This is a genomic window from Scytonema sp. HK-05 (assembly GCF_963872035.1).
In the GTDB taxonomy this organism is placed as follows: domain Bacteria; phylum Cyanobacteriota; class Cyanobacteriia; order Cyanobacteriales; family Nostocaceae; genus Kalymmatonema.
Genome location: NZ_CAWMYC010000162.1, coordinates 1 through 20903, shown reverse-complemented (window position 1 = coordinate 20903; position 20903 = coordinate 1). Strand labels below are relative to the sequence as shown.

General features: G+C 43.3%; 16 protein-coding genes and 1 pseudogene. 8 read left to right on the top strand and 9 right to left on the bottom strand.

The annotated features are described in order from the left end of the window. Positions 1 to 84 precede the first annotated feature (84 nt). Both AACT52_RS37800 and AACT52_RS37795 read left to right on the top strand, forming a co-directional pair. On the top strand, positions 85 to 1737 hold the full coding sequence (locus tag AACT52_RS37800) for an ABC transporter substrate-binding protein (protein ID WP_073635392.1): 1653 nt from the start codon (positions 85 to 87) through the stop codon (positions 1735 to 1737). A 113-nt stretch (positions 1738 to 1850) separates the two neighbouring features. Then, a complete protein-coding gene (locus tag AACT52_RS37795) occupies positions 1851 to 2876 on the top strand; it encodes an ABC transporter permease (RefSeq protein ID WP_073635391.1) in 1026 nt (341 codons plus the stop codon). A gap of 135 nt (positions 2877 to 3011) precedes the next feature. On the opposite strand, the gene AACT52_RS37790 is transcribed toward AACT52_RS37795, so the two are convergent. Further along, positions 3012 to 3647 (bottom strand): restriction endonuclease subunit R, encoded by a 636-nt coding sequence (locus tag AACT52_RS37790; RefSeq protein ID WP_073635390.1) that lies wholly within the window; start codon positions 3645 to 3647, stop codon positions 3012 to 3014. Between the two features lie 1013 nt (positions 3648 to 4660). Between AACT52_RS37790 and AACT52_RS37785 the strand changes: the two genes are divergently transcribed. The 3 genes from AACT52_RS37785 to AACT52_RS37775 all read left to right on the top strand — a co-directional run bounded on the left by AACT52_RS37785 (position 4661) and on the right by AACT52_RS37775 (position 11715). After that, on the top strand, positions 4661 to 5989 hold the full coding sequence (locus AACT52_RS37785) for an nSTAND1 domain-containing NTPase (protein ID WP_073635389.1): 1329 nt from the start codon (positions 4661 to 4663) through the stop codon (positions 5987 to 5989). Between the two features lie 532 nt (positions 5990 to 6521). Beyond that, positions 6522 to 9182, top strand: a complete 2661-nt coding sequence (locus tag AACT52_RS37780) for an ATP-binding protein (RefSeq protein WP_073635387.1) — start codon at positions 6522 to 6524, stop codon at positions 9180 to 9182. A gap of 76 nt (positions 9183 to 9258) precedes the next feature. Beyond that, on the top strand, positions 9259 to 11715 hold the full coding sequence (locus AACT52_RS37775) for a hypothetical protein (RefSeq protein ID WP_073635386.1): 2457 nt from the start codon (positions 9259 to 9261) through the stop codon (positions 11713 to 11715). A gap of 159 nt (positions 11716 to 11874) precedes the next feature. Here AACT52_RS37775 and AACT52_RS37770 read toward each other — a convergent pair whose 3' ends face one another. The 7 genes from AACT52_RS37770 to AACT52_RS37740 form a co-directional block, all read right to left on the bottom strand. Next, positions 11875 to 12285 carry a type II toxin-antitoxin system VapC family toxin gene (locus tag AACT52_RS37770; protein WP_073635385.1) on the bottom strand — a complete coding sequence of 137 codons (411 nt, stop codon included), beginning with the start codon at positions 12283 to 12285 and terminating at the stop codon, positions 11875 to 11877. 5 nt (positions 12286 to 12290) lie between these two features. Beyond that, entirely contained in the window at positions 12291 to 12584 is a 294-nt protein-coding gene (locus AACT52_RS37765) for a hypothetical protein (protein ID WP_073635384.1), read from the bottom strand. A 116-nt stretch (positions 12585 to 12700) separates the two neighbouring features. Continuing rightward, the gene (locus AACT52_RS37760) at positions 12701 to 14179 is read right to left on the bottom strand and encodes a BamA/TamA family outer membrane protein (RefSeq protein WP_073635410.1); all 1479 of its coding nucleotides are present in this window, start codon (positions 14177 to 14179) and stop codon (positions 12701 to 12703) included. Positions 14180 to 14364: 185 nt separating this feature from the next. Continuing rightward, a complete protein-coding gene (gene iscB / locus AACT52_RS37755; RefSeq protein WP_073635383.1) occupies positions 14365 to 15645 on the bottom strand; it encodes an RNA-guided endonuclease IscB in 1281 nt (426 codons plus the stop codon). A gap of 290 nt (positions 15646 to 15935) precedes the next feature. After that, the gene (locus AACT52_RS37750) at positions 15936 to 16394 is read right to left on the bottom strand and encodes a DUF2141 domain-containing protein (protein ID WP_073635382.1); all 459 of its coding nucleotides are present in this window, start codon (positions 16392 to 16394) and stop codon (positions 15936 to 15938) included. Positions 16395 to 16399: 5 nt separating this feature from the next. Continuing rightward, positions 16400 to 16597 carry a hypothetical protein gene (locus AACT52_RS37745; protein WP_073635381.1) on the bottom strand — a complete coding sequence of 66 codons (198 nt, stop codon included), beginning with the start codon at positions 16595 to 16597 and terminating at the stop codon, positions 16400 to 16402. 363 nt (positions 16598 to 16960) lie between these two features. Further along, positions 16961 to 17314 carry a hypothetical protein gene (locus tag AACT52_RS37740; RefSeq protein WP_083630752.1) on the bottom strand — a complete coding sequence of 118 codons (354 nt, stop codon included), beginning with the start codon at positions 17312 to 17314 and terminating at the stop codon, positions 16961 to 16963. Between the two features lie 49 nt (positions 17315 to 17363). Here AACT52_RS37740 and AACT52_RS37735 point away from each other — a divergent pair. Beyond that, positions 17364 to 18154: pseudogene (locus AACT52_RS37735) on the top strand (FAD-dependent oxidoreductase); the annotation flags it as partial. A gap of 809 nt (positions 18155 to 18963) precedes the next feature. Here the strand turns inward: AACT52_RS37735 and AACT52_RS37730 are convergent. Beyond that, positions 18964 to 19917 carry a helix-turn-helix domain-containing protein gene (locus AACT52_RS37730; RefSeq protein WP_083630751.1) on the bottom strand — a complete coding sequence of 318 codons (954 nt, stop codon included), beginning with the start codon at positions 19915 to 19917 and terminating at the stop codon, positions 18964 to 18966. Positions 19918 to 20192: 275 nt separating this feature from the next. Between AACT52_RS37730 and AACT52_RS37725 the strand changes: the two genes are divergently transcribed. Continuing rightward, entirely contained in the window at positions 20193 to 20372 is a 180-nt protein-coding gene (locus AACT52_RS37725; protein ID WP_073635377.1) for a hypothetical protein, read from the top strand. Then, positions 20347 to 20562 (top strand): hypothetical protein, encoded by a 216-nt coding sequence (locus tag AACT52_RS37720; RefSeq protein WP_158054940.1) that lies wholly within the window; start codon positions 20347 to 20349, stop codon positions 20560 to 20562. The genes AACT52_RS37725 and AACT52_RS37720 overlap by 26 nt, the downstream gene beginning before the upstream one ends. Positions 20563 to 20903 lie beyond the last annotated feature (341 nt).

Here is a 20903-nt window from a genome sequence, read left to right as displayed (position 1 = left end):
TCCTAAATTCTGAATTCTTTTTCAGGCTTTTTGCCAAACATATAGTAAAATAGCTGACCACTAAGTTTAAAAATACCCAATCTTATGACCAGGTTTTCCTTGTCCGCGAGACAGTGGAGTCAAATTACTAAATTAGTTTCTTTATTTTGTTTATGTTTACTTTTGGTGGTGAGTTGCTCAAGAAGCCAACAAGTCACGACAATATCATCTAGTTCAGCAAATAGCTTAACAGGGAATGGTCGCATCACTATAGGTACAACGCTAAATCCCCGTACCCTTGATCCAGCGGATGCTTATGAATTGCAGTCGCTTGGGTTGGTGTACAACATGAGCGATCGCCTCTACGATTATGAACCAGGAAGCACTGAAGTTAAGCCGCAGTTAGCCACAGCTTTACCCAAAGTGAGTCAAGATGGTTTAACATACACAATCCCCCTGCGTCAGGGAGTCGTGTTTCATGATGGAACTCCCTTCAACGCCGAAGCGATGGCGTTTAGTCTTGAACGCTTTATCAAAAACGGCGGTAAACCTTCTTTCTTACTAGCGGATGTTGTGGCTTCAGTCAAAGCCACTGGTGAGTATGAGTTAACGATACAACTGAAAAAACCGTTTGCAGCGTTTCCTGCGCTGCTGGCGTTTTCAGGCGTTTGTCCCGTTTCTCCCAAAGCTTATGAAATTGGTAAGGGGAAATTTAAGCCAAATATCTTTATTGGTACTGGTCCATATAAATTAGCGCGGTATGGTACAGATTCCTTACAATTTGATGTCTTTGATAAATACTGGGGAGAAAAACCAGCCAATATTGGCATTAATTTGCAATTTCTCACCAGTGGGGCTAATTTGTATAATTCCTTCCGTACAGGTGCAGTCGATGTCGCTTACCTGTCTTTGGAACCAGACCAAATTCGCAGCTTAGAAGCAAGCGCTAAAAAAGGTGATTGGCAAGCGATTACAGCTCAAGGTAGTGTAGTCAGTAACTTGGTTTTAAACCGGAATCAAAAACCTCTAGATCAACTAGAAGTTCGACAAGCCATAGCTGCAATGGTTGACCGTCCACTGATGAATCAGCGGGTCTTATTAGGTCAAGCTAGTCCCTTATACAGCATGGTACCGAAAACGTTTGAGGTTTCCCAGCCATTATTTAAAGATAAATACGGCGATGGCAATGTAGACAAAGCCAAACAATTGTTAACGACTGCTGGCTTCTCGAAAGAGAATCCAGTCAAGCTACAAATTTGGTATCCAGCGAGTTCCCCTATTCGCAGTTTGGCAGCACAAATACTAAAAGCTTATGCCGATAAATATATGGATGGAATGCTGCAATTTGAAGTCAACACTGTAGACGGTGCTACCTTCTATGGAGGTATCGCTAAGAGTTTTTATCCAACTGCTTTGCTCGATTGGTATCCAGATTTTCTGGACGCAGATAATTACATTCAACCCTTTTTGGGTTGCGATAAAGGGTCAGACGCAAAGGGATGCGAAGAGGGTGGTAGTCAGACACAAGGTTCGTTTTACTACAGCGAAACCATGAACAAGCTGATTGAAGACCAACGTAAGGAGCAAAACCCGCAAGTGCGGAACCAAATTTTTGCAAACATTCAAGCACAAATAGCCACCGATGTCCCTTATGTTCCTTTATGGCAAAACAAAGACTATGTATTTGCCCGTAAAGGAGTCAGCGGCGTGCAACTTAACCCGACTCAAAATCTCATTTACCAAACAATCAAAAAATAGTCAAAAGTTAGTAGTTAATGGTTAGTAGAAAAACCAACAACTAATGTACAGACGCGCCATGGCGCGTCTCTACAACTATCAACTATCAACTATCAACCAACAACTAACATATTATGTCTCGTTCAAAAGCCTTACAGTATTACATTATTGCCCGTTTACTTTTAGCTCCGTTGATGCTATGGACTGTAACCACAGCCGTTTTTCTCTTACTACGTGCAACGCCAGGAGATCCAGTAGATGCAATTCTCGGTGGACGTGCGCCAGAAAGTGCTAAGGAGGAATTGCGAAAACAACTGGGTTTAAATCTTCCCATATGGCTGCAGTACCTAAATTACATGGGACAATTGCTGCGTCTGGACTTAGGAACTTCTATAGCGAGTCGTGGACAAGCTATTTGGGAGGTAATTGGGCAATATTTCCCAGCAACTGTGGAATTAGCGGTTTGCAGTATGGCGATCGCACTGATAGTTGGAATTGGGATTGGTATTCTTTCTGCTTCTCGCCCTGGAACTTATTTAGATGTTGGCGGGCGATTATTTGGTATTATCACATACTCACTCCCCATGTTTTGGGCTGGGATGATTCTGCAATTGATTTTTGCAGTACAGCTAAATTGGTTTCCTTTGGGAACGCGCTTTCCTACAACTATGCCAGCGCCACAGGGTATCACTGGTTTGTATACAATTGATAGTGTATTAACTGCAAATTTCAGTCAATTTTTCACTGCTTTGCACTATTTAGCACTTCCGAGTATCACCTTGGGAGTTTTGCTGAGTGGTATTTTTGAGCGAATTGTGCGAGTGAATTTAAAGCAAACTTTGCAAGCTGATTATGTGGAAGCTGCGCGTGCAAGAGGTATTCCTGAAAGAAATATTTTATTTTCTCACGCTTTAAAAAATGCTCTTATTCCGGTAATTACCGTTATGGGTTTAACCTTTGCTTCACTTTTAGGTGGGGCAATTTTGACTGAGGTAACATTTTCTTGGCCCGGATTGGCAAATAAGTTATATGATGCCATTAATGCGCGGGATTATCCTTTGGTGCAGGGAGTTCTAGTATTTTTTGCGGGAATTGTGGTCATTGCTAGCATTGTGATTGATATTATCAATGCTTATGTAGATCCACGAATTAGGTATTAGGAAATAACTTATTTTGCACTCACAGCTTGATGTGTAAGTTTTCAGAATCAATCTGAAAACTTTTTTATGAACCGCCAAGACAAGAGAGGACGCAGAGAAAAGAAGAGGATTGGTTTTCAGGTATGATGTTATCTTTTAAAGTTTACAAATAGCTTTGAGAACTTGTAGTAACTCAATCGCACTTTCAGGTTCCATTAAGTTTAGAAATGGCATTAATTGATAAGTTGGGTGATTTTCCTGTAAGATATAGACAAACTGATAACGCTGTCCGTTAGTCGTCAAACCCCAGAGTGATTTTTGATGTTTCAGATTGTTCTGAGCGTATGTAAGCAATTGCGGTAAGCCCTCTGATGGATCAATACTACTGTTTTTAGATTCAATGACCAAAATCCAAAAATATGCTTTAGCTGTTGTCTTTTGAGCTTTATTGACAGCTAAAATATCCATTCGCCCTGTAATTTTAGTATCTTCATCTGTAATATCAATATCTCCGATTTCTTCTTCCAAGCTAATCTTAATAGGATAGCGATAAAATCCAGCTAATCGCAATAATGGAAAGAGCGTTAAAGCTTTAACAAGTCCTTCCGAAACTTTTCCTTCTATTAGGTAACTATCAAAATCATTCCGAATTTGGATGAGTTCCTGTTGCTCAGATTCAGTTAAATGTTCGAGAGATAAGATAGGAGAAAATGAACTGTTGTACTGTCTTTGGAAGTCGAAAAGACGGTGAACATCTGCAAGTGTTAGGTTTTTTGCTTGGAGAATTGTCATAGATTTAATTGTTTTAAGAGTTATTTACTAATTTTAGTAGTTTGGTATTTGAGCAAAATACTGGTTGAAGCAATTAATGAATGTTTATGCCGCAGCTACAGCGCTAAAAACTGTGTATAGCAGAATTCAGGACTCAGAGGATGTCTGAGAAGTCAAAAATGTCATGCTGAACGGAGCGACAGCGTAGTGAAGCATCTCAAGCCTACGCCTCAAACTCTGGATTCTTCGTTCCGCTTCGCTACACTCAGAATGACAAAATATACCTTTCATATACTTTTCAGACATCCTCTCAGGAGTCAGGAGTCAGAAGTAAAAACGGCTTTATATGTCAATACGGTTGCTGTTAAGGTTGATGTGTAAAAAATCATGTGTGTAGAGACGCGCCATTGTGTAGAGACGCGCCATCCGAGAGTTCTACATTGTGTTCCTGATAAGGACTCTGGTGTTATCTGAACGGTATTGAGATCAATGGTGCGTTGCGCTTCGCCATAACACACTCTACTTAATATTTTTTTAACTTTTTATCGTGTCCTTACGACAGCTTGTTGTGATCTAAGGACAGCTTGTTAGGATCTAACGACAGCTAGTTGTGATCTAACGACAACTTGTACATTCCTAACGACAGCGTGTTGTGATCTAACGACAACTTGTACATTCCTAACGACAGCTTGTTGTGCAATGGCGATCGCCTGGTTTTAGTTGTTCTGTGGCAAGATTTTTTGTGTAGAAATTGAGTGCGATGCTCCGAAAGGGAGCCGCCTCTTAGGCGATCGCTCTTGTTATAAGCTGTTGTGCCTTTAATTTACACAATTTGGGCGGGCAAGATGCTCCGAAGTTTGCTCAACGGGGGGAACCCCCGCACGCAACTTCTCTCCACCCCACAAGAGTTTCATTTAAAGATGGTGTGCAAATTATAGGATTTTGAGCTTACTGGCAAATCCTCACACTCTAAAAGCGTTACTTAGTCATTAGGTGTTATATTCTTCAGTAATTTAACTCTTATAATTGCCTAAATGAGCGGTGCTATTTCTGTAAAAATCCTGTTTTTAGCAGCCGATCCGAGTGATGCTTCTCGGTTACGTTTAGGGCAAGAGTTCCGAGATATTAAAGAAAGATTGCGAATAGCCAAAGCGCCAGAAAAATATCAGCTAGAACAGCGAGAGTCAGTTCGCGTAGGGGATATTACTCAAGCTATATTTGATTTTGAGCCAATTATTATACATTTTTCTGGACATGGCACAAGTCAGGGAGAACTTTGCTTTGAGAATGAAGTGGGCAAATTCCAGCCTGTGAAGCCTGATGCTTTGGCAGCAATGTTTGAGTTGTTCGCACGGCACGTAAATTGTGTGGTGCTAAATGCTTGCCACTCTGAAATTCAGGCAAAGGCGATCGCTCAACATATCCCGTTTGTGATTGGGATGAATGACGCAATTGGCGATAAAGCTGCGATCGCCTTTGCTGTTGGTTTTTACAAAGCATTAGCGGCAAATCGTTCGATTGAAGATGCTTATAAGTTTGGCTGTGTAGAGATTCAACTACAAGGTATTCCAGAGCATCTCAAACCAGTTATTTATGTAAAAAAAGACCTAATTCCTGCTTCAAAACCGAAAGCAGAAAGGGCAATTCCCAACCCCTTCATTCCCCAGCATGGCAGAGTAGAAGATTCGCAACTGTTCTTTGGAAGAGAACGCGAAATGCAGCGGGTGTTTGAGGTTTTAAATAGCGGTAGTAGTGTGGCTTTAATAGGAGAAGAGGGTATGGGCAAATCCTCGCTGCTATGGGCGATTTGCCAACAAGCGAAAAATCGCCTGCAACCACTGCGTCAGCCAGTTTTTTTAGATTTGAATTATATAGATAATGAAGAGGACTTCTACAGCGCGTTGTGTCACGAGGTTGGTATCGCGGAATGTACAGGGTATATGTTAACCCGGAATTTGAAAGCACATAAAAATAAAGTGCTGCTGGCTTTAGACAATGTAGGAAAGATGACTTGGCAGGGGTTCACCCGTGGAGTACGGGATAAGTTGCGCGGTTTAGCTGAGGGAAGCAATGCGCCGCTAAAGCTGATTTTAGCTGCGACTGAACCACTCAACGATTTGTTTAATGATAGTCATGATCAAGGTAAGACATCACCGCTGGCGGGTATTTGCCAGGAAGAACACATTCAGCCTTGGGATGAAACCACCATGCGTGCTTTTATTGCCAATCGTCTGGCGGGGACTTCTGTGAGTTTTACTGAGGAGGAGATTGTGCAACTGGTGCAGGAGAGTAGCGGACATCCTCGGAAACTCATGCAGCTATGCTATCGAACTTATGCGCGGTATGTGGAGGAGGTGCAATGACTCTTCCGCGTTTTGAGGAACCTCACCCCCCTACCCCCCTCTCCGCAAGCAGAGAGGGGGGAGTATTTCATACGTGTCAACTTAAGTTCAAACACGCAATTTACCGTCGTTTTAGATCCCCCAACAGAGTTAAAAAGGGGGCTAAGATTTTATTTCCCCCCTTTCCAAGGGGGGATTCAGGGGGGATCAAAAATCTCGATGGTACCTTGAAAAATGATCCAATGCTTGTCAATAATGACTTTTGGCTTAAGTTGATACTAATGGGAGTATTTCCACCCCTCCCCATTTGCAGTCCACCACACAAACTTTGCGCGATTTGTAGTGAGCGCTTTAGCGCTAAAGCGCCAACTACAAACTACGCTTACCCGTCATTTTTGGGTTGGCAAACTACCAGCACAGAGAAAGGAGCATTTCTACCCCTCCTCGCTTGCGGAGAGCAGCGCCGTGCGGGGGTTCCCCCCGTTGAGGCGACTGCGGAGGAGGGGCTAGGGGTGGGGTTCTCCGCCGCTGGGATATATAAGGAGAACCTGCAATGAACCAACAACCCCCCGTACCCCGCCTAGACTTAGCCCCCAAACTCAAGCGCCCCCTCTCGCTGTGGAACCCCCTGGATTATCTGCGCCTGTTGTACTGGGTGTTTTACTTCCCCCAGGCTTTGCGGTGGTATTTGGACACCTTTGGGGGTGGATATATTCCTCCACAGGAAATAAATTGGCGAAAGGGATGGGGGTTGCTGCGTCAAAATTCCATTCAGCGGAATTTGCTTTTCCAAGGGTTGGTGTTAACTGTTGTGACACCACTGACGTTGGCTTGGCTTCTTGAGCAAATAAGCGTTCCTATTAATTGGTTAGGCGTGGCGTTTGGCGTAGCGTTTGGCGTGGCGTTTGGCGTGGCGTTTGGCGTGGCGGGCGGTGTGGCAGGCATGGCGTTTGGCTTGGCGTTTGGCTTGGCGTTTGGCGTGGCGCTTGGCATGGCGGGCATGGCGTTTGGCTTGGCGTTTGGCATGGCGTTTGGCATGGCGTTTGGTGTGGCGTATAGCGTTGTGGCGTTTGGCGTGGCGTATAGCTTCGTGGCGTTTGGCGTGGCGTTTGTAGCGTTTGGCGTGGTGTATAGCTTCGTAGCGGGCACGACGTATAGCTTCGTGGCGTTTGGCGTGGCGTTTGGCTTCATAGCGTCGTTATGCGTGGCGTTAGGGGTGGCGATGCTCCGTCCAGAAAATTGGCTTTTGAGTTTACCTCTTGTTCTGCGGTTCCCCCAGAATAGACAATGGCAAATTCCCCATGTCACTTCACTTCCCCTTTACTCTCTGTCTTCTCGGCTGAAAATTTGGCTGCGTCGAGACTGGGAGACTGGTTTGCATAATGCCAACCAATTGCTGGCTTACACTCTTCAATTCATCGCCGTGATTCAAGCTGTGAATCTGGTGCTCGCAGAAACGCCTCCAGAGCAAGTCGTCTTTCGTGTCGTTCAGCTAGCTGAAGATCCTTTTGATTGGCGACTCCTGTGTTTTGCCTCAGCTTCTCTCAATGAAACACTCAAATCAAATTTTGTCGAAAATTTTCCTGTGTTAACTCGTCGTCGGCAAGAACAACAGCAAGCTCGTTTTTTCACAGACACTCGCTTAGACACTCCCGCCCGTGCTGCTGCGGCTGGTTTCTGGCATCTGCACGAAAAAGAACCAGCGAAAGCTCAGGAGGCTTTTGCAGTCGTGCGTTCTCTCCTCTACGGTGAAGAAATGTTCACCCTCGCCCAAACTCTAGCAGCTTTTAACCAAGCTAACGAACCAGACGCGATCGCTGCTGTTCAAATTCCTCCCTTTCCACAAGAACCTTTGCTGCGTCCAGTGACCTGGCAAACTCTCACCTCTCTACGTTCTGTCGTTGAGAATGCCAAGATTATACAGCGCAGTCGGTCTGCTTATCTACGCTCCTCAGCTCTCAACCGTGCTTTAGGGGAACTCACAGAAATTCTAGATAATCCTGATACTCTGCCGCAAGCTGAACGCGGGCTAATTGTAGACATCGCCCAGACTTGGAGAAAAGCCTTGGAGAGAATAGCCAAGGAAGTCGGGGAAATTTCCATCACTGAGCCTGTGAGTAATCCTTACATCATTGGCGATCCAGTTGTAGGCGATCGCTTCGTTGGACGGGAAGACGTGATCAGACAGTTGCAGGAGTTGTGGATGAGGGGTTCTCAACTCCAATCTATCGTAATCTACGGTCACAGGCGGATGGGCAAAACTTCTATCCTGCGGAATGTCGCCAGTTTTGTAAAAGCAGGTGTACAAGTAGCTTATGTCAACCTCTTAGAAGTTGCAGATGCTCCCGAAGGAGTGGTAGAAGTGCTGATGGCGATTTCTGATGCCATTTCTGAAGTGATGCAAATTCCACCTCCAACCAATGAGGATTTGCTGAGTCTTCCGCAACGAACGTTTACAAGATACTTGACACAGGTGGAGGGAGAACTAGGGACTAAGGGTTTGATTGTCGCGTTAGACGAGTTTGAGAAAATTGAGGAACTGATTGAGGCGGGAAAAATCCCTGTAGATTTTATGGGATATCTCCGGGGGTTAGCGCACAAAAGCTCTAAAATCGCTTTTGTTCTGGCAGGTTTACACACCTTGGAGGAAATGACAGCCGATTACTTTCAACCTTTCTACGCCAGTGTCATCACTATCAAAGTTGGTTTTATGGAAGCTGGGGCTACTCACCAAATCCTTGCAAATCCATCTCTTGAAGACTTTCCCCTCGACTACACGCCGGAAGCGTTAGATAAAATCTACGAACTCAGCCACGGACAACCTTATCTCGTGCAGCTTGTTGGTTTCCAACTCGTCCGGCGCTACAATGACGAAGTTTTTAACACAGGTCGCGCCCGTGATTCTACATTTACAGTAGAGGATGTGGAAGCAGTTGTCAATGACCAAGATTTCTTCAAACGGGGACGCTACTACTTTGATGGCGTTTGGGGTCAGGCGGCGCGGGGTGCTGCTGGTCAGCAGGCGATACTTAGGGCGTTAGCACCATCACCAGAAGGGCTAAGTATTGAAGCGTTATCTCAAAGTACAAATATAGAAATTGCCGCTTTACAAGAAGCGCTCAATACCCTAAAGCGTCATGATGTCGTTGAAGAAATTGAGGGACACTGGCACATTATTGTAGAACTCTTTCGCCGCTGGGTCTTACAATTGTAGAATATTTTTTCTCTGAAACTGAGCAGATTTCAGGGACAAAATAGACTCGAAGTGTATTATTGATGGCAGAAGATCCATGACATGGACACCTTTAAGAAAACGGATTAATCAGCTGCCACTTGTTATCGCTGGACCAATTCTCAGACGCGCTGACAACAATGTCGTAACTGTATGGATAGCTTTGAAAGAAAGCCGTACTGTTACTCTAGAAATATTTGATACTAATAAAAGAAGACTATTTAGTGGTAGTAGACAAACAACTCAATTTGGTACTTATTTGCACATAGTTGCTGTCACCGCTAAAACTTCATCAAATATACTTTTACATGGTGAAAATTATCTTTACAATTTATATTTTGGTCATGGAGAAACCCTGAGTCAGCCTGGTGTATTAACTCCAGAAGGGTCACTTAAAGATATTACATATCCTCAATACGACTTGCCGAGTTTTGCAATTGTGCCAAGGCGTTTAGATGATTTACGCATTATTCACGGTTCTTGTCGCAAGGCACATGGTGAAAGTCTTGATGCACTTGTGACAGTGGACAAAATGATTAGGGAAGCATTAGAACAAGACCCGAAGAAACGACCGCATCAACTCTTCCTCACAGGCGACCAAATTTATGTGGATGATGTGGCTGATGCCTTACTTTTCATGTTAATGGATGCCAGTCAGACACTTTTGGGATGGTCGGAAACATTACCAGATGTCAAAAATACTGAAGAGTTAAATCCGGGAAAACGTAATATTTTAGCAACACAGACCGCTGGGTTAACAGCAAGCTTTACCAAAATTAACACGATTTGCTGCCTTGCCAAAAGTCATTTATTCACATTAGGTGAATTCTTGGCAATGTATTTATTTGCTTGGAGTGATGTGCTGTGGACTAAACCGGAAGATTTCCCAACATATGAAGATGTTCATCCCGACGCACCAAGATCTGGAAAGGATCGAACTTCATTTAAAGAAGAAATTGGCTATTTACAAGATTTTCAGACAACGCTGAAGGATATCAGGCGTGCATTGGCTAATATTCCCACGTACATGATATTTGATGACCATGAAATTACAGATGACTGGTTTTTGAATATGGCGTGGTGCGATCGCGTCTTCAATAAACCTCTTGGTAGGCGCGTGCTGCAAAATAGTTTACTTGCTTATGCTGTTTGCCAAGCTTGGGGAAACACACCAGAACAGTTTGAGCAAGGAAAACCAGGAGATGCATTGCTGAAAGCTGCTGAGGGGTGGTTAGCTTCTCTTGGTACAAACGCACAACACGAACAAGAAATTGCTTTGCGCATTGGTTTGCCATCCGTTGAAGATATTAGAACAAGTCTGCCAAGGCGAGTCACTCACACAGAAAGTTCTCTAAAATGGCACTACACTGTGATTGGTCCAGAATATGAAGTTTTAGTTTTGGATACGCGCACATGGCGGGAATTTCCAGGCAAGGACTTTGATTTTCCTGCACTTTTAAGCGCTGAAGGTTGCGATGAACAAATATCAAAAGTCGTTCGCCCACAAAATGCACGGGTGACTTTGGTGATAGCGCCCAGTCCGGTGGTTGGCTTACCGTTTTTAGAAGCCGTACAAAAGACAGCTAAAAGTGTTGCAGAAACACTCGGTGCTGCGGCTTGGGCTTTTGACCCTGAAGCTTGGGGTTTGGAAGAAACAGCATTTGAAAGGCTGTTTGCCAGACTCGCACTACGGGCATTACCAGCAGGGCAAAGTCGTGTCATTATCTTATCTGGTGATGTTCACTACAGTTTTGCAGCTCGCTTGCAATACTCGGCAATATGTCCTTTCCAAAGTTCAAAAAATGTCAAAACTGAACTTGTTGTTGCCCAGTTTACGAGCAGTTCGCTTAAGAATGAAGTCAAGGGGTTAGGTGGGAGCCATTCATTACATACAAAGGGTTTTGTTCCTTTTAGGATTATCAAATATATACCAACAGCAGAGATTTTAGGGTGGGAAAACAAAGGAGGAAAGGAACTAGAAATTGGTGTGTTTTATACTTTTGTAGACAACACAGTTCAACATCTTCCTTGGAGGCTCAAAGGTAGTCCGGCGAAAGTAAATTTAGTGCAAGAACGCGATTGCTTTAGAGCATTACAAATTACCAAAAAACCTGAATGGTGGTACCGCATTGACTTTTTGTCAGCGAAAGCAGAAGACATTAATAAACCGAGAAGCTACCATTCCGAGCAATCATATTTTGTCAAAGCACCCCTACCAGGACAAGATCGCAAGCAGCCTTTAGAACAATACCTATCAATGGCAAGAAACCATCGTGATTACCTAGGTAAGAAAGGAAAAGGCAAAGAAGTTGTGGGATTAAATAACATTGGTGAAATCACTTTTGAGTTTGTTGATGGTAAAGAGATAGCTGTACAAACTCTTTGGTGGCGACTGGAAAGCTGGGAAAAGGGCAAGCTTTTGGAACCTTTCCCGTTAACAAGATGTGAAGTATCTCTAGTGTTTGATGACCAAGATTATCCAATGAATGAAGTCCTGAAGGAAATTAAACCTTGAGTCATGAGAATTTTTGGAAAAATCCAAGTTAAGAGTATTTGTAACCTTAGATGCACGCAGACCAATGCAGAAAAATTCTCTGTGTACATCTCTTGTTTATCTGTGATTTCATATTAGAAAATGAACTTTTGAAAGAGGTCTACCCCACATTTTAGATATTTAGGCATCAGTTTGTAACCAATTCTCTAAACTTAACCCTTCTACTCTCTGCAAATCAGAATCATTAGAAACTAAAATTAAACCACGTGTAATTGCTGTAGCAGCTATCAATATATCAGCATCTTGTATTGGTCTGCCTTTTACTTTTAAATCAGCATGAATTTTGCAGGCTTGTTCAATAATTTCTATATCGTCTAAAAATAAAAGTTCATATTTTCGCAAGAAAATATTAAAGTCAGCTAGTTGTTTTGTAGCATTTACAGCAACTAAACCTCTTTTTATCTCGTAGTAAGTTATGCAACTAATAAAAACTTCTTCTCCTAGACTAGTTACTTCCTCCAGCTTTTGTTCTAGAGTAATATTTTTTTTCAAAATATAACTAACAATGTTTGTATCGAGTAAATGTGCCACTCTATTTATCTTCCTTCCACTGCCTCATCAAAAATTTTGATTTGTTCTGGAGTCAAATCGTTGAGGGTTCCGGAAACTGCTTCTAAAACTAAAAGCTTGTCAATTCTACGTGTTAATTCATCATCAGGGATAGCTCTAAATTCTTCAGGCGAAAACTTACCAAAAAGATTGACTAAGTGTTCAATCCTTTCTTGTTTTTTTAATCTCACCATGTAAAAGCTACTACCTTTAAATAAATTCTCCACAATTCGTGAGATGCGGTTTGTGAGTTCTTGAGTATAATTAGAGACTTCTTGCATAAATTTATCCTTAGTTTAATTGTGAGTATTTATCTATTTTAGGCAAGCTGGAGGCATACAAGCTGTTCTTGATTCCGCAAGTGTGGTTCTGGGAAGACAGAGTGCAGTACTTCATATCAAAACCGCTGACCAGTGGTAATTTCAAATCTTATATCTCCCTGGTCGCTAATCCCCAAGTCACCCCGAATGAGCCCAAACGGTGATTTGACTCGCAGTCCTAACCCGTAACCAAACCCACTCCCAGGTTTACCTCGCAGTACACCCGGTTCCCCTAGCACTGTTTTGCCAGATCCAAAATCTGACCCGAAGTCAGCAAAGACAACTCCTCCCACCGACTGAAGAATCGGGAAACGATATTCCATAGAAACCAAGCCATAACTACGTCCACTGGCGACTTTACCACCTCCGTAGCCTCGTACAGAATTCTGTCCACCCAAATCAAACGCTTCTGCTGGTGGAAACTCCCCAATATTTGTACCAGCTTGCAAATTAAAAGCCAACATTTCTGGATTTTCAGTTAAGCGACCATTACCTATCCAAGTGACTGGCACATATAAAATATAGTTTGCCCGCAGTCGGTTGCTGGAAATCTTACCCAGTCCAATCGGAATTGCTTGTTCAGTGCTGAGGGTGAGGAGCGATCCTTGAGTTGGATTGTCACGGCGATCGCGCTGATCTTTACTTATAGCAAAGGACACCGTAACCAAATCATCAATGCCAGTACCACTTACTGACAGAGGGCTTCCTAGTCTATCCACTCGTGCAAGATTATAATCGCGATCGCGAAGGCTAATCCTGGTGTAGTTAAGACCAAAAGCTGTATCCCAGTCATTGAAAGATTTTAAAACTGCTAGAGAGCCGCCAAATCGTCCTTCCCGCGCTGTGCTACCGTTGGACAGCTTGATATCATCGTTGAAGGTTCGAGATAAATCTCGTTCACGAAAAACTCTGAAGCTGTAGCCTAGGCGGTTTGGTTGTCCACGACGATAAGGACTGGTGAACTGGCTATCAAACTGAACATCTTTACCGCTTACCTGAATGCTGGTATCTAGCTGTTCATTAAGACCGTTAATATTTGCATCTTCATAACCCACTTGACCATAAAGCCCAACATCACCGTTATTACCACCGCCGAAGCTTAGAGAAGGGAAGTGACGCTCCTTAATGTCGTAGATGATATTAACGCCGGAGTCATCTTCTTGTAGGGAAACATTGACTTTATCTAATGAGTTTAATCTCCTCAGTCGTTGCAAGTCTTTTTGAAGGACATCCTCACGGAATACTTGACCTGGCTTTAGTTTCAGATTGTCGATGATAAAATCTTTCTGAGTCCGCCCCTCAATCGGTTGACCCTTATCATCGACAAACTTGCCTTTATCATTGATAAAACGGATCTGGATATCTTTGACAACTCTCTGGTTAACCTCACCAGTCTGGACACTTTTCCCTCTAAGTTTTTCTAGTAAAGGAGGGGTTGGCGATGGGCTCAAACTATCTGTTTTTAAGATAGTAGATTCAGAGTTTGCCAGCGCTTGCTGATTTTCCTGAAACACCACCATCCCCACAATCAAAATCACAACTATTTGAATACGCATAACTAAAACTTTGTCATTACCCACATTTTGGTAACATTCAAATTGTCCTCTTACGAGAGATCACCAGCGATTTAAATCGCTCTGGGTTTCATCTAAAAGCCTCCGGGAGTGTGGAAACGAGCGCGTATGCGCGACCTGAGAGGAAACACGACTCGGCTAATTTATTAGCCGTCAGATTCTTCAAGCTATGCATACGAATAGCCGTCCTTTTTGTGAATGTGTTTGCAATATTTGTAAGAGATGCCTTGGACTAATCCGTTCTTAGTTGAGATATTGAAACTACCTGATGAACGGATTGCTACTTTACCAACATATGTCCCTACTTTTTTACCAGTCTTGACAATTGCTTTAACAATATCTCCAGTTTGAAAACCAAAATGTATTTTGTTTCTTGGTACGTGTCGGGTTGGGAAGCCATACTTATCAGTACGACATGATTGTCTAGAACCGTGTCCTACTGCTTGAACAAACAATGGTTTAATTCCCTTGATGTTAAGAATAGGAGTTGACATACCTACACAAGCCGCATCAATCCAATGGGTTTTTTCTAAATTTTGTTGAGTACGATTAAACTTTGTTAAACCACCAGAACCAGTTTCAACAGGTAATTGAGTTGCTTTTAAGACTTCAAGCAACTTGAATCTAGTTGCATTAACTGCCGCAGTATCAGCCAAAGGTTTCTTAGCTTGCGCTTCAATCTTTTTCAACCGAACGGGGTCTTTTTTGAGAAATTCCTTGATATCTTTAGTCCCCTTTTTGGTGTTACATTTTTCACAACTTAGAGTCAGGTTTGAGATTCTATTAGAGCCTCCTTTAGACCGTGGGTAAATATGTTCAACCTGCAAAGGTATATCTTGCTTATCACAATATGCACACTTTCTAGCAAACTTTTCTAGCAAGTATTCGCGTGTCTCATATCCGGCAAGCGTACCCTGTTGATACTCCTTACCTTGGATATCTGGATTTTGCATTAACTGTGTGTCAAACCTGACTAATTCTTGAGAGATAGCAGTAATTGGTGCTAATTTGATTAGTTTGTTGACCCAAGTCTCTATATTGTGAACACGGCTCATCAAACTTGGTGGTAGCCAACCATTTGGGCGTTTTCTGTTATTGAATCTTGCTTGCCGATATCTGGTTTTTCGATTTCTTCTACCTCTACGTAGTTGTCTACGTGAGATTAAAGATTCTCTAATTGCAAAACCTTTGTGCTGTAGTTCTGCCGCAAATACTACCTCACCCGTTGAATCGTTAATTACTGCAATTCCGGTTGTTTTTGCACCAGGGTCAATCTTGATTCTTAAGGGATGCACGGATGATTCTAGACGAGCTTCTTTTAGGATTATTGTGAAGGGAAATTTACGGAAAATTGCGGCTTTACCATTTTTTAAAAGCTGTCTTGCTTGTGCTGGATGAATTGGGTCAAGTGGTCTTTTGTTGGTATTGATTACAAACACTTTGGACATAAAGTCCCTCCTTACGGGTAATGTGAGCCTGGACAATGTTATTGGTCGGTACTATGTCGAAGACACTTCCTTAACCCATACAGATGTTTAATCTTCGACTTCTAGAGCTACAAACTGGCTTCACGCATTTGTAGGTAGGTTCTTTTACACTTGCCAATAACGTAGTACGCGAGGTACGCGCGTCGGGTAAGCTAGGCTTCAACTTTTGCTGAAGCCCCGTCTCTTTAGAGCGGGGTTGCTTACATTATTGTCCGGTAGGATGGCAACAAAGCAATGCTGTTGCGTTGACTTCAGCCTAAAAAGTTCAGCAATTGAATTTGAATGTTAGTCTGTGGACCGGCAACTAGAACCGCACAATCCCCAAACTTGGGGGGACCTGTGAGAATTTTGGGGTTTTGAGAAAACCCAAACTGTTCAGTGGGGATACCCAATAGATTGCGATTGAGGATGCCGTCGTTGTTGGCATCATGATAGGCGGCGATCGCATAATTTCCTGATTTTAAGTTTTCAAATTTAACTGTCACCGGAGCGTTTTCTAGTTTGACGCAACGGGCAGCCACCGCGCGATCGCTACTGCCAGGAAATCCTTGCCCACCAGAAAACAGGCTCAGGCAAACTTGCCCACGTTGGTTTTTCAACCCGTTAATGGTGACGGTGAGGCTACTGTTCGGCACTGCAAAAGCACTGTGTAAAGCTGTCAAGTTTACGGTTGCGGTTACAAGTAAAAAGCTCCATAAAGAACGTTGCATTGTAATTAACTCCTATGTAAAACACTATTAATTTGATTGCAATACGGTGACATTTGTTGCTCAAAACGTGCTTGCATCTTGCGATATTCAATGATGGGGCGATTGGGCACGAGGGCACTGGCACCTTTGCAATCGCTCTCAATCAATTTCTCTCCCATGTCAGGGCTAGTTTGCAATGGGCGTTGAGAGTTATTGACGTTCATCTAGTTTCCCTCGTCTGGATTTGTCTACCTATCAGCAGTTAGGTAAATATCAAAAAAATTATTGGCGTTCCCACGCTCTGTGCCTGTTGTACTAGTAGTTTATGTCATTAATTTTGATATGTCGTAGCCGTCAGATCCCCGACTTCTCTAAGAAGTCGGGGATCTTGTAACCCATTAGAATTAATGAAACAGAGTACTAGTACAACGCGGCGTAAATAGAGCAACCCTTCGGGTTCACCAGTCGCCTAGGTCGGGAAACCCTCCTGCATAGCGCTGGTTCACCATTTAAAATCCCTAAAAACCTCATTCCATAATACTTTTGAATGCGTGAATGCGTGAATGCGTGACTTCCGCCTTGCGGTACTAGTCCCTTTCTACCTGAGGCTTGAGTCCATCTAACAAAACGGAAATCATCTCATCTACGACGACTTCTCCAGAAGCTGCATCAGATCCAGTGATGACAAAGGGAATACTTTCCATCACCGACAAAAAGAACCCAGCGAGCGATTCGGGACGGGTATGGCGGATTTCACCTCGTTGTTGCGCTTCGATAAAGGTTTGTCGCAGAGGCTCAAAAACACATTGTTGGCTACAAATTGCCAGCCTTTTAATATTATCTTCACCCAAGGAAGGCATATCGTTGTGGAACATACTCAAAAAATGGATGGGAGGCTGAGAAAGAAACCACCCACCTGCAGCACCAAGTTGCGATCGCAAGTCACCTCCTGCATCGTCAATTGCCTGCTGTAAACCTGTTCGATGGCGGGTATTTCGTCCCAGTCATTCCGCTTTCCCTTGGAATATTGTTGATTTAGCTATAGCCTCACCCAACCGCTTTCAATGGGGCATTAATCTGACAAAATTCAAACATATGCAAGTTTTTCAAGCAATTGGTGGTTTTGAGCGGGAAAAGAATTATCGGCGTTTTGATAATATTTCAGTTGCTGATTGGGTAGAGGAAGAATTTCCCAGAGGTTTATATGACTTGTATTTTTTGCCTTTTGCCAAATCTAGTTTGAATGCACCAGACACGATGAGTGTTGCCGAACTTATGCAGTTCTTCCACTTTTATTTTTTTGGCAACCCTGAAGGACTCGCTTTTAATGGCACTAAAGACGATATGGGAACTAGTTTGGTGCAACCTATAAATTTATTGAGTGGGCAGAACGCACTGGTGGTAGTGTCGTAGAGTTACACGCCTATTGCTACAAAGAAAAACAATTTCCTACCCAAGAAGCATTGTTAATGACTTTTGAGCAGGAACTTTATGAAATTGTTCCTGAGTTAAAGCAAGCAAAAATGCTGCATCAGGAATTGGTGAATCAAAAGAACTTTTCTGGATATCCTCCAAATAGTTACGCCGAACGCCCAGAAACCAGCACCAATATTCCTAACTTGGTGTTTGCAGGCGATTGGGTAAAAATGCCATTTCCCTGCGGCTTGATGGAACGGGCGGTAAGCAGTGGCTTACTCGCAGCCAATGAAATTTTACATCGGGAGGGTTTGCAGAGGCGATCGCTGTTGTCAGTTAATCCAGAGGGGCTATTGCAAATTTAAAGCGGAACAAACAAAAAAGCCCAGGTGGCAAACCTGGGCTTGATTACTAGCTATCTGGCATGAATCAGGGATCGTACAAACTTGCAATGAACAATTAGGTTGTGCAAAAACCTAATTTAAGATTTCAAGAATTCAATTTGTGAATGGGTTTGAATGATTCCTACACGTTAGTGTATCAAAACCATAAATTGCACGATATTCAGTTCTTGCTGAAAATATCTTAAGTTTGCGAAAAGTTGCTCAAGGTCAGATTTTACACGTTGTCGTTGGTAGCTCAAGATTAGGGCGGCCCGGAAAGCCCACCCCACAAAAACTGTAAACAAATTATTTTATCCGAACCGTATTGACACTCCCACGGAAAGACGCGCCGATGGGATTCTTGCTTCATAGGGGACTGGAGTTTTACAACTTCCGGGTTGAAGTCTAATCTACTTCGTTTTTTATTGCGCTTTACCGCTATACATCTACAGTCGCACAATTTAGGTGTTGTGTTCCCAGATATTTGGACTGGGACTCGCACTCCCACGAGTTGTTTTTCATACCACCCTTAAAACAGTGAACAGCTACCTACGCAGTGACGCCTGCGGGCTGGTGTGGTTGTACTGACACCAACGCTTATGCCTACGGCACGTCTCTTGACGAACGGTGCACAGGAGTGTGGTGTTTCCCCCGGAGGATGAAACTGAAGCGTGCGGATACTTGATAACTGATAACTGGTAACTGTTAAAAGACGTAACACTCTGAAATTCTACATAATTTCAGGGTGTTGCTGGTGGGCTTTCAAACTTCCCGCATTCTTTTGTAAGCAGCTAGAGCTGATCTCTATATGCTTTTGGTGTCATTGACGTGAACTTGCGAAACAATGCGATGAAGTGGCTTGGGCTGCGAAAGCCAACATATTCACAAATCTCGGCAATTGACAATTTTTTCTCTGCCAACAGCATCTTTGCTCGCTCGATTCTGGAATTGATCAGATATTGATGAGGAGTAAAACCCGTTGACTGCTTAAACAAGCGGGCAAAGTGATAAGGACTCATTTCCACCACGCTTGCAAGTTCAGCAACTGTTAACTCGTTCTCCAGATTTTCATTAATGTACTCCAGGGTTCTACACAACTTGTACTTGGGTAGACCACCAGCAAAATCTTGAACGCGTTGCTTAGAGGTAGAATGTTGCTGTAGCAAATAACTCGCCAGCGCCGTTGCTAGTGATTCTCCATAAATACGCCCAGACAAGCATCCAGACTCAAGTTCTGTCTTAAGTGCCAAACCAATATGCTGGATTTGCGGACTAACGACTCCCAAGTTGGGTGCAATCTCAATATGATCTGGATAGTCCAACTCTTGTGCAACTTGAGTGATAATCCCAGGTTGAAGGCGTAGCACAAGAAAGTCACTATCCTCCAAACATGCCCCCTTGCAATTTAAGCCAGGAGGAAGAATTGTTATTTCACCGTGTGTAAAGCGCTTGCTAAGAAGACGCCCATCCCACACCACCTCTGTCCGAGCTGGGCCCTTGAAGTGTATGTTAATGACATAATCTGGTAACAATTGTGGAGGCAACTCGTGTGCCGGCATATGCCAGTACTCGACAAGAATGTTGTTCCACCCAGCTTTCTCACTGGAAAGAATCGGTGTAACTCTATTGGGAGCAGCCTCACCGTTAGAACCCTGAATGTCTATAACTGTGTCTTGTGGCATTGATGTCGCAATTGATACCCGTTTAAACCTGATAACTGCACAGATGGTCAATGATATACTCATGACCAAATAGCCTGACACCCCTCACTTATGCCGCCTAGTCATAATCATATTAACATTTTATAATATAATGCCATTTACACAGTCATTAACTCAAAAAATTTGTAGGGTGTATCAGCACTGTTTGTAACTGACGCTACAGGATAGATTATTTTCTCCAGAAAGTCATCTTACTCAAAGTTCACGCATAAACACGCCCTAATTCCTTCCTAGAGAAGTGGCACAGCTTTGGAAGTAGCAAGTTAAGTTGAATTAGAAATTATCAAAAGGGAAAAAAGATGAATAAGACGTTGGTTACAACTCTAATGTTTGCATTTTTACTGTTGTTTATCATCTCTCCCTTTGCTACTCTTGCAAGCCTGATGCTCCTGTTGTTAGGTGCAGCTTTTTTATTTCTACTAGGGAATATCTTCCAGGCAATAATCGGTAGCAGTGACGACTCTAATTCCTCAGCTTAAGTGCAATGTCCTGGACGATCCAAGGCTAGTCAGACGGACGAGATATCAAATTTGGACTGATCACGCGGTGCCTTGGGCTCCCATTGATGCAGATCTGCCGAGCTTTCCAAGAAACCGTACTGTCGCTGAGACGAACAATGCCCAACCAGCAGATCCAGGCGACAAAGCAATAGCCGCAAACTCGCGGTAATTGTTTGCGCCTAATTTCAACGTTATGCCGCAAGTCCTGGCTGGTGAGAGTGTTTCAAGAGTGTCGGTTGCCAGAAGTGCTTCGCGACAACAAGCTTTCGCTCTATTACAGAAGCCCGTTCCGACATCCCCTAGCGTATGGTTTTAACCCTTTGGGTATCTCCTCCCGAGCGCCTTGGCGCTTACGGCAATATCCTGCACTGGCTTCTCCGTCTTCGATTTGCCTCACCAAAAACTTTGGTTTTCGCCTTCCTTGGTGCTTAAAGGTTTTATGTTCTAATTACTTTTTATCTAGTGGGGGTTCGGGGGCTATAAGACCCGCGCTATAATCTTCGATTTAGC

Excerpts from the sequence above, each read along its gene's own strand:
- AACT52_RS37725 (WP_073635377.1), top strand. The coding sequence starts at position 20,193 with ATGAATAAGACGTTGGTTACAACTCTAATGTTTGCATTTTTACTGTTG.
- AACT52_RS37780 (WP_073635387.1), top strand. The coding sequence starts at position 6,522 with ATGAACCAACAACCCCCCGTACCCCGCCTAGACTTAGCCCCCAAACTC.
- AACT52_RS37800 (WP_073635392.1), top strand. The coding sequence starts at position 85 with ATGACCAGGTTTTCCTTGTCCGCGAGACAGTGGAGTCAAATTACTAAA.
- AACT52_RS37750 (WP_073635382.1), bottom strand. The coding sequence starts at position 16,394 with ATGCAACGTTCTTTATGGAGCTTTTTACTTGTAACCGCAACCGTAAAC.
- AACT52_RS37790 (WP_073635390.1), bottom strand. The coding sequence starts at position 3,647 with ATGACAATTCTCCAAGCAAAAAACCTAACACTTGCAGATGTTCACCGT.
- AACT52_RS37785 (WP_073635389.1), top strand. The coding sequence starts at position 4,661 with ATGAGCGGTGCTATTTCTGTAAAAATCCTGTTTTTAGCAGCCGATCCG.
- AACT52_RS37795 (WP_073635391.1), top strand. The coding sequence starts at position 1,851 with ATGTCTCGTTCAAAAGCCTTACAGTATTACATTATTGCCCGTTTACTT.
- AACT52_RS37765 (WP_073635384.1), bottom strand. The coding sequence starts at position 12,584 with ATGCAAGAAGTCTCTAATTATACTCAAGAACTCACAAACCGCATCTCA.
- AACT52_RS37775 (WP_073635386.1), top strand. The coding sequence starts at position 9,259 with ATGACATGGACACCTTTAAGAAAACGGATTAATCAGCTGCCACTTGTT.
- AACT52_RS37745 (WP_073635381.1), bottom strand. The coding sequence starts at position 16,597 with ATGAACGTCAATAACTCTCAACGCCCATTGCAAACTAGCCCTGACATG.
- iscB (WP_073635383.1), bottom strand. The coding sequence starts at position 15,645 with ATGTCCAAAGTGTTTGTAATCAATACCAACAAAAGACCACTTGACCCA.
- AACT52_RS37760 (WP_073635410.1), bottom strand. The coding sequence starts at position 14,179 with ATGCGTATTCAAATAGTTGTGATTTTGATTGTGGGGATGGTGGTGTTT.
- AACT52_RS37730 (WP_083630751.1), bottom strand. The coding sequence starts at position 19,917 with ATGAGTATATCATTGACCATCTGTGCAGTTATCAGGTTTAAACGGGTA.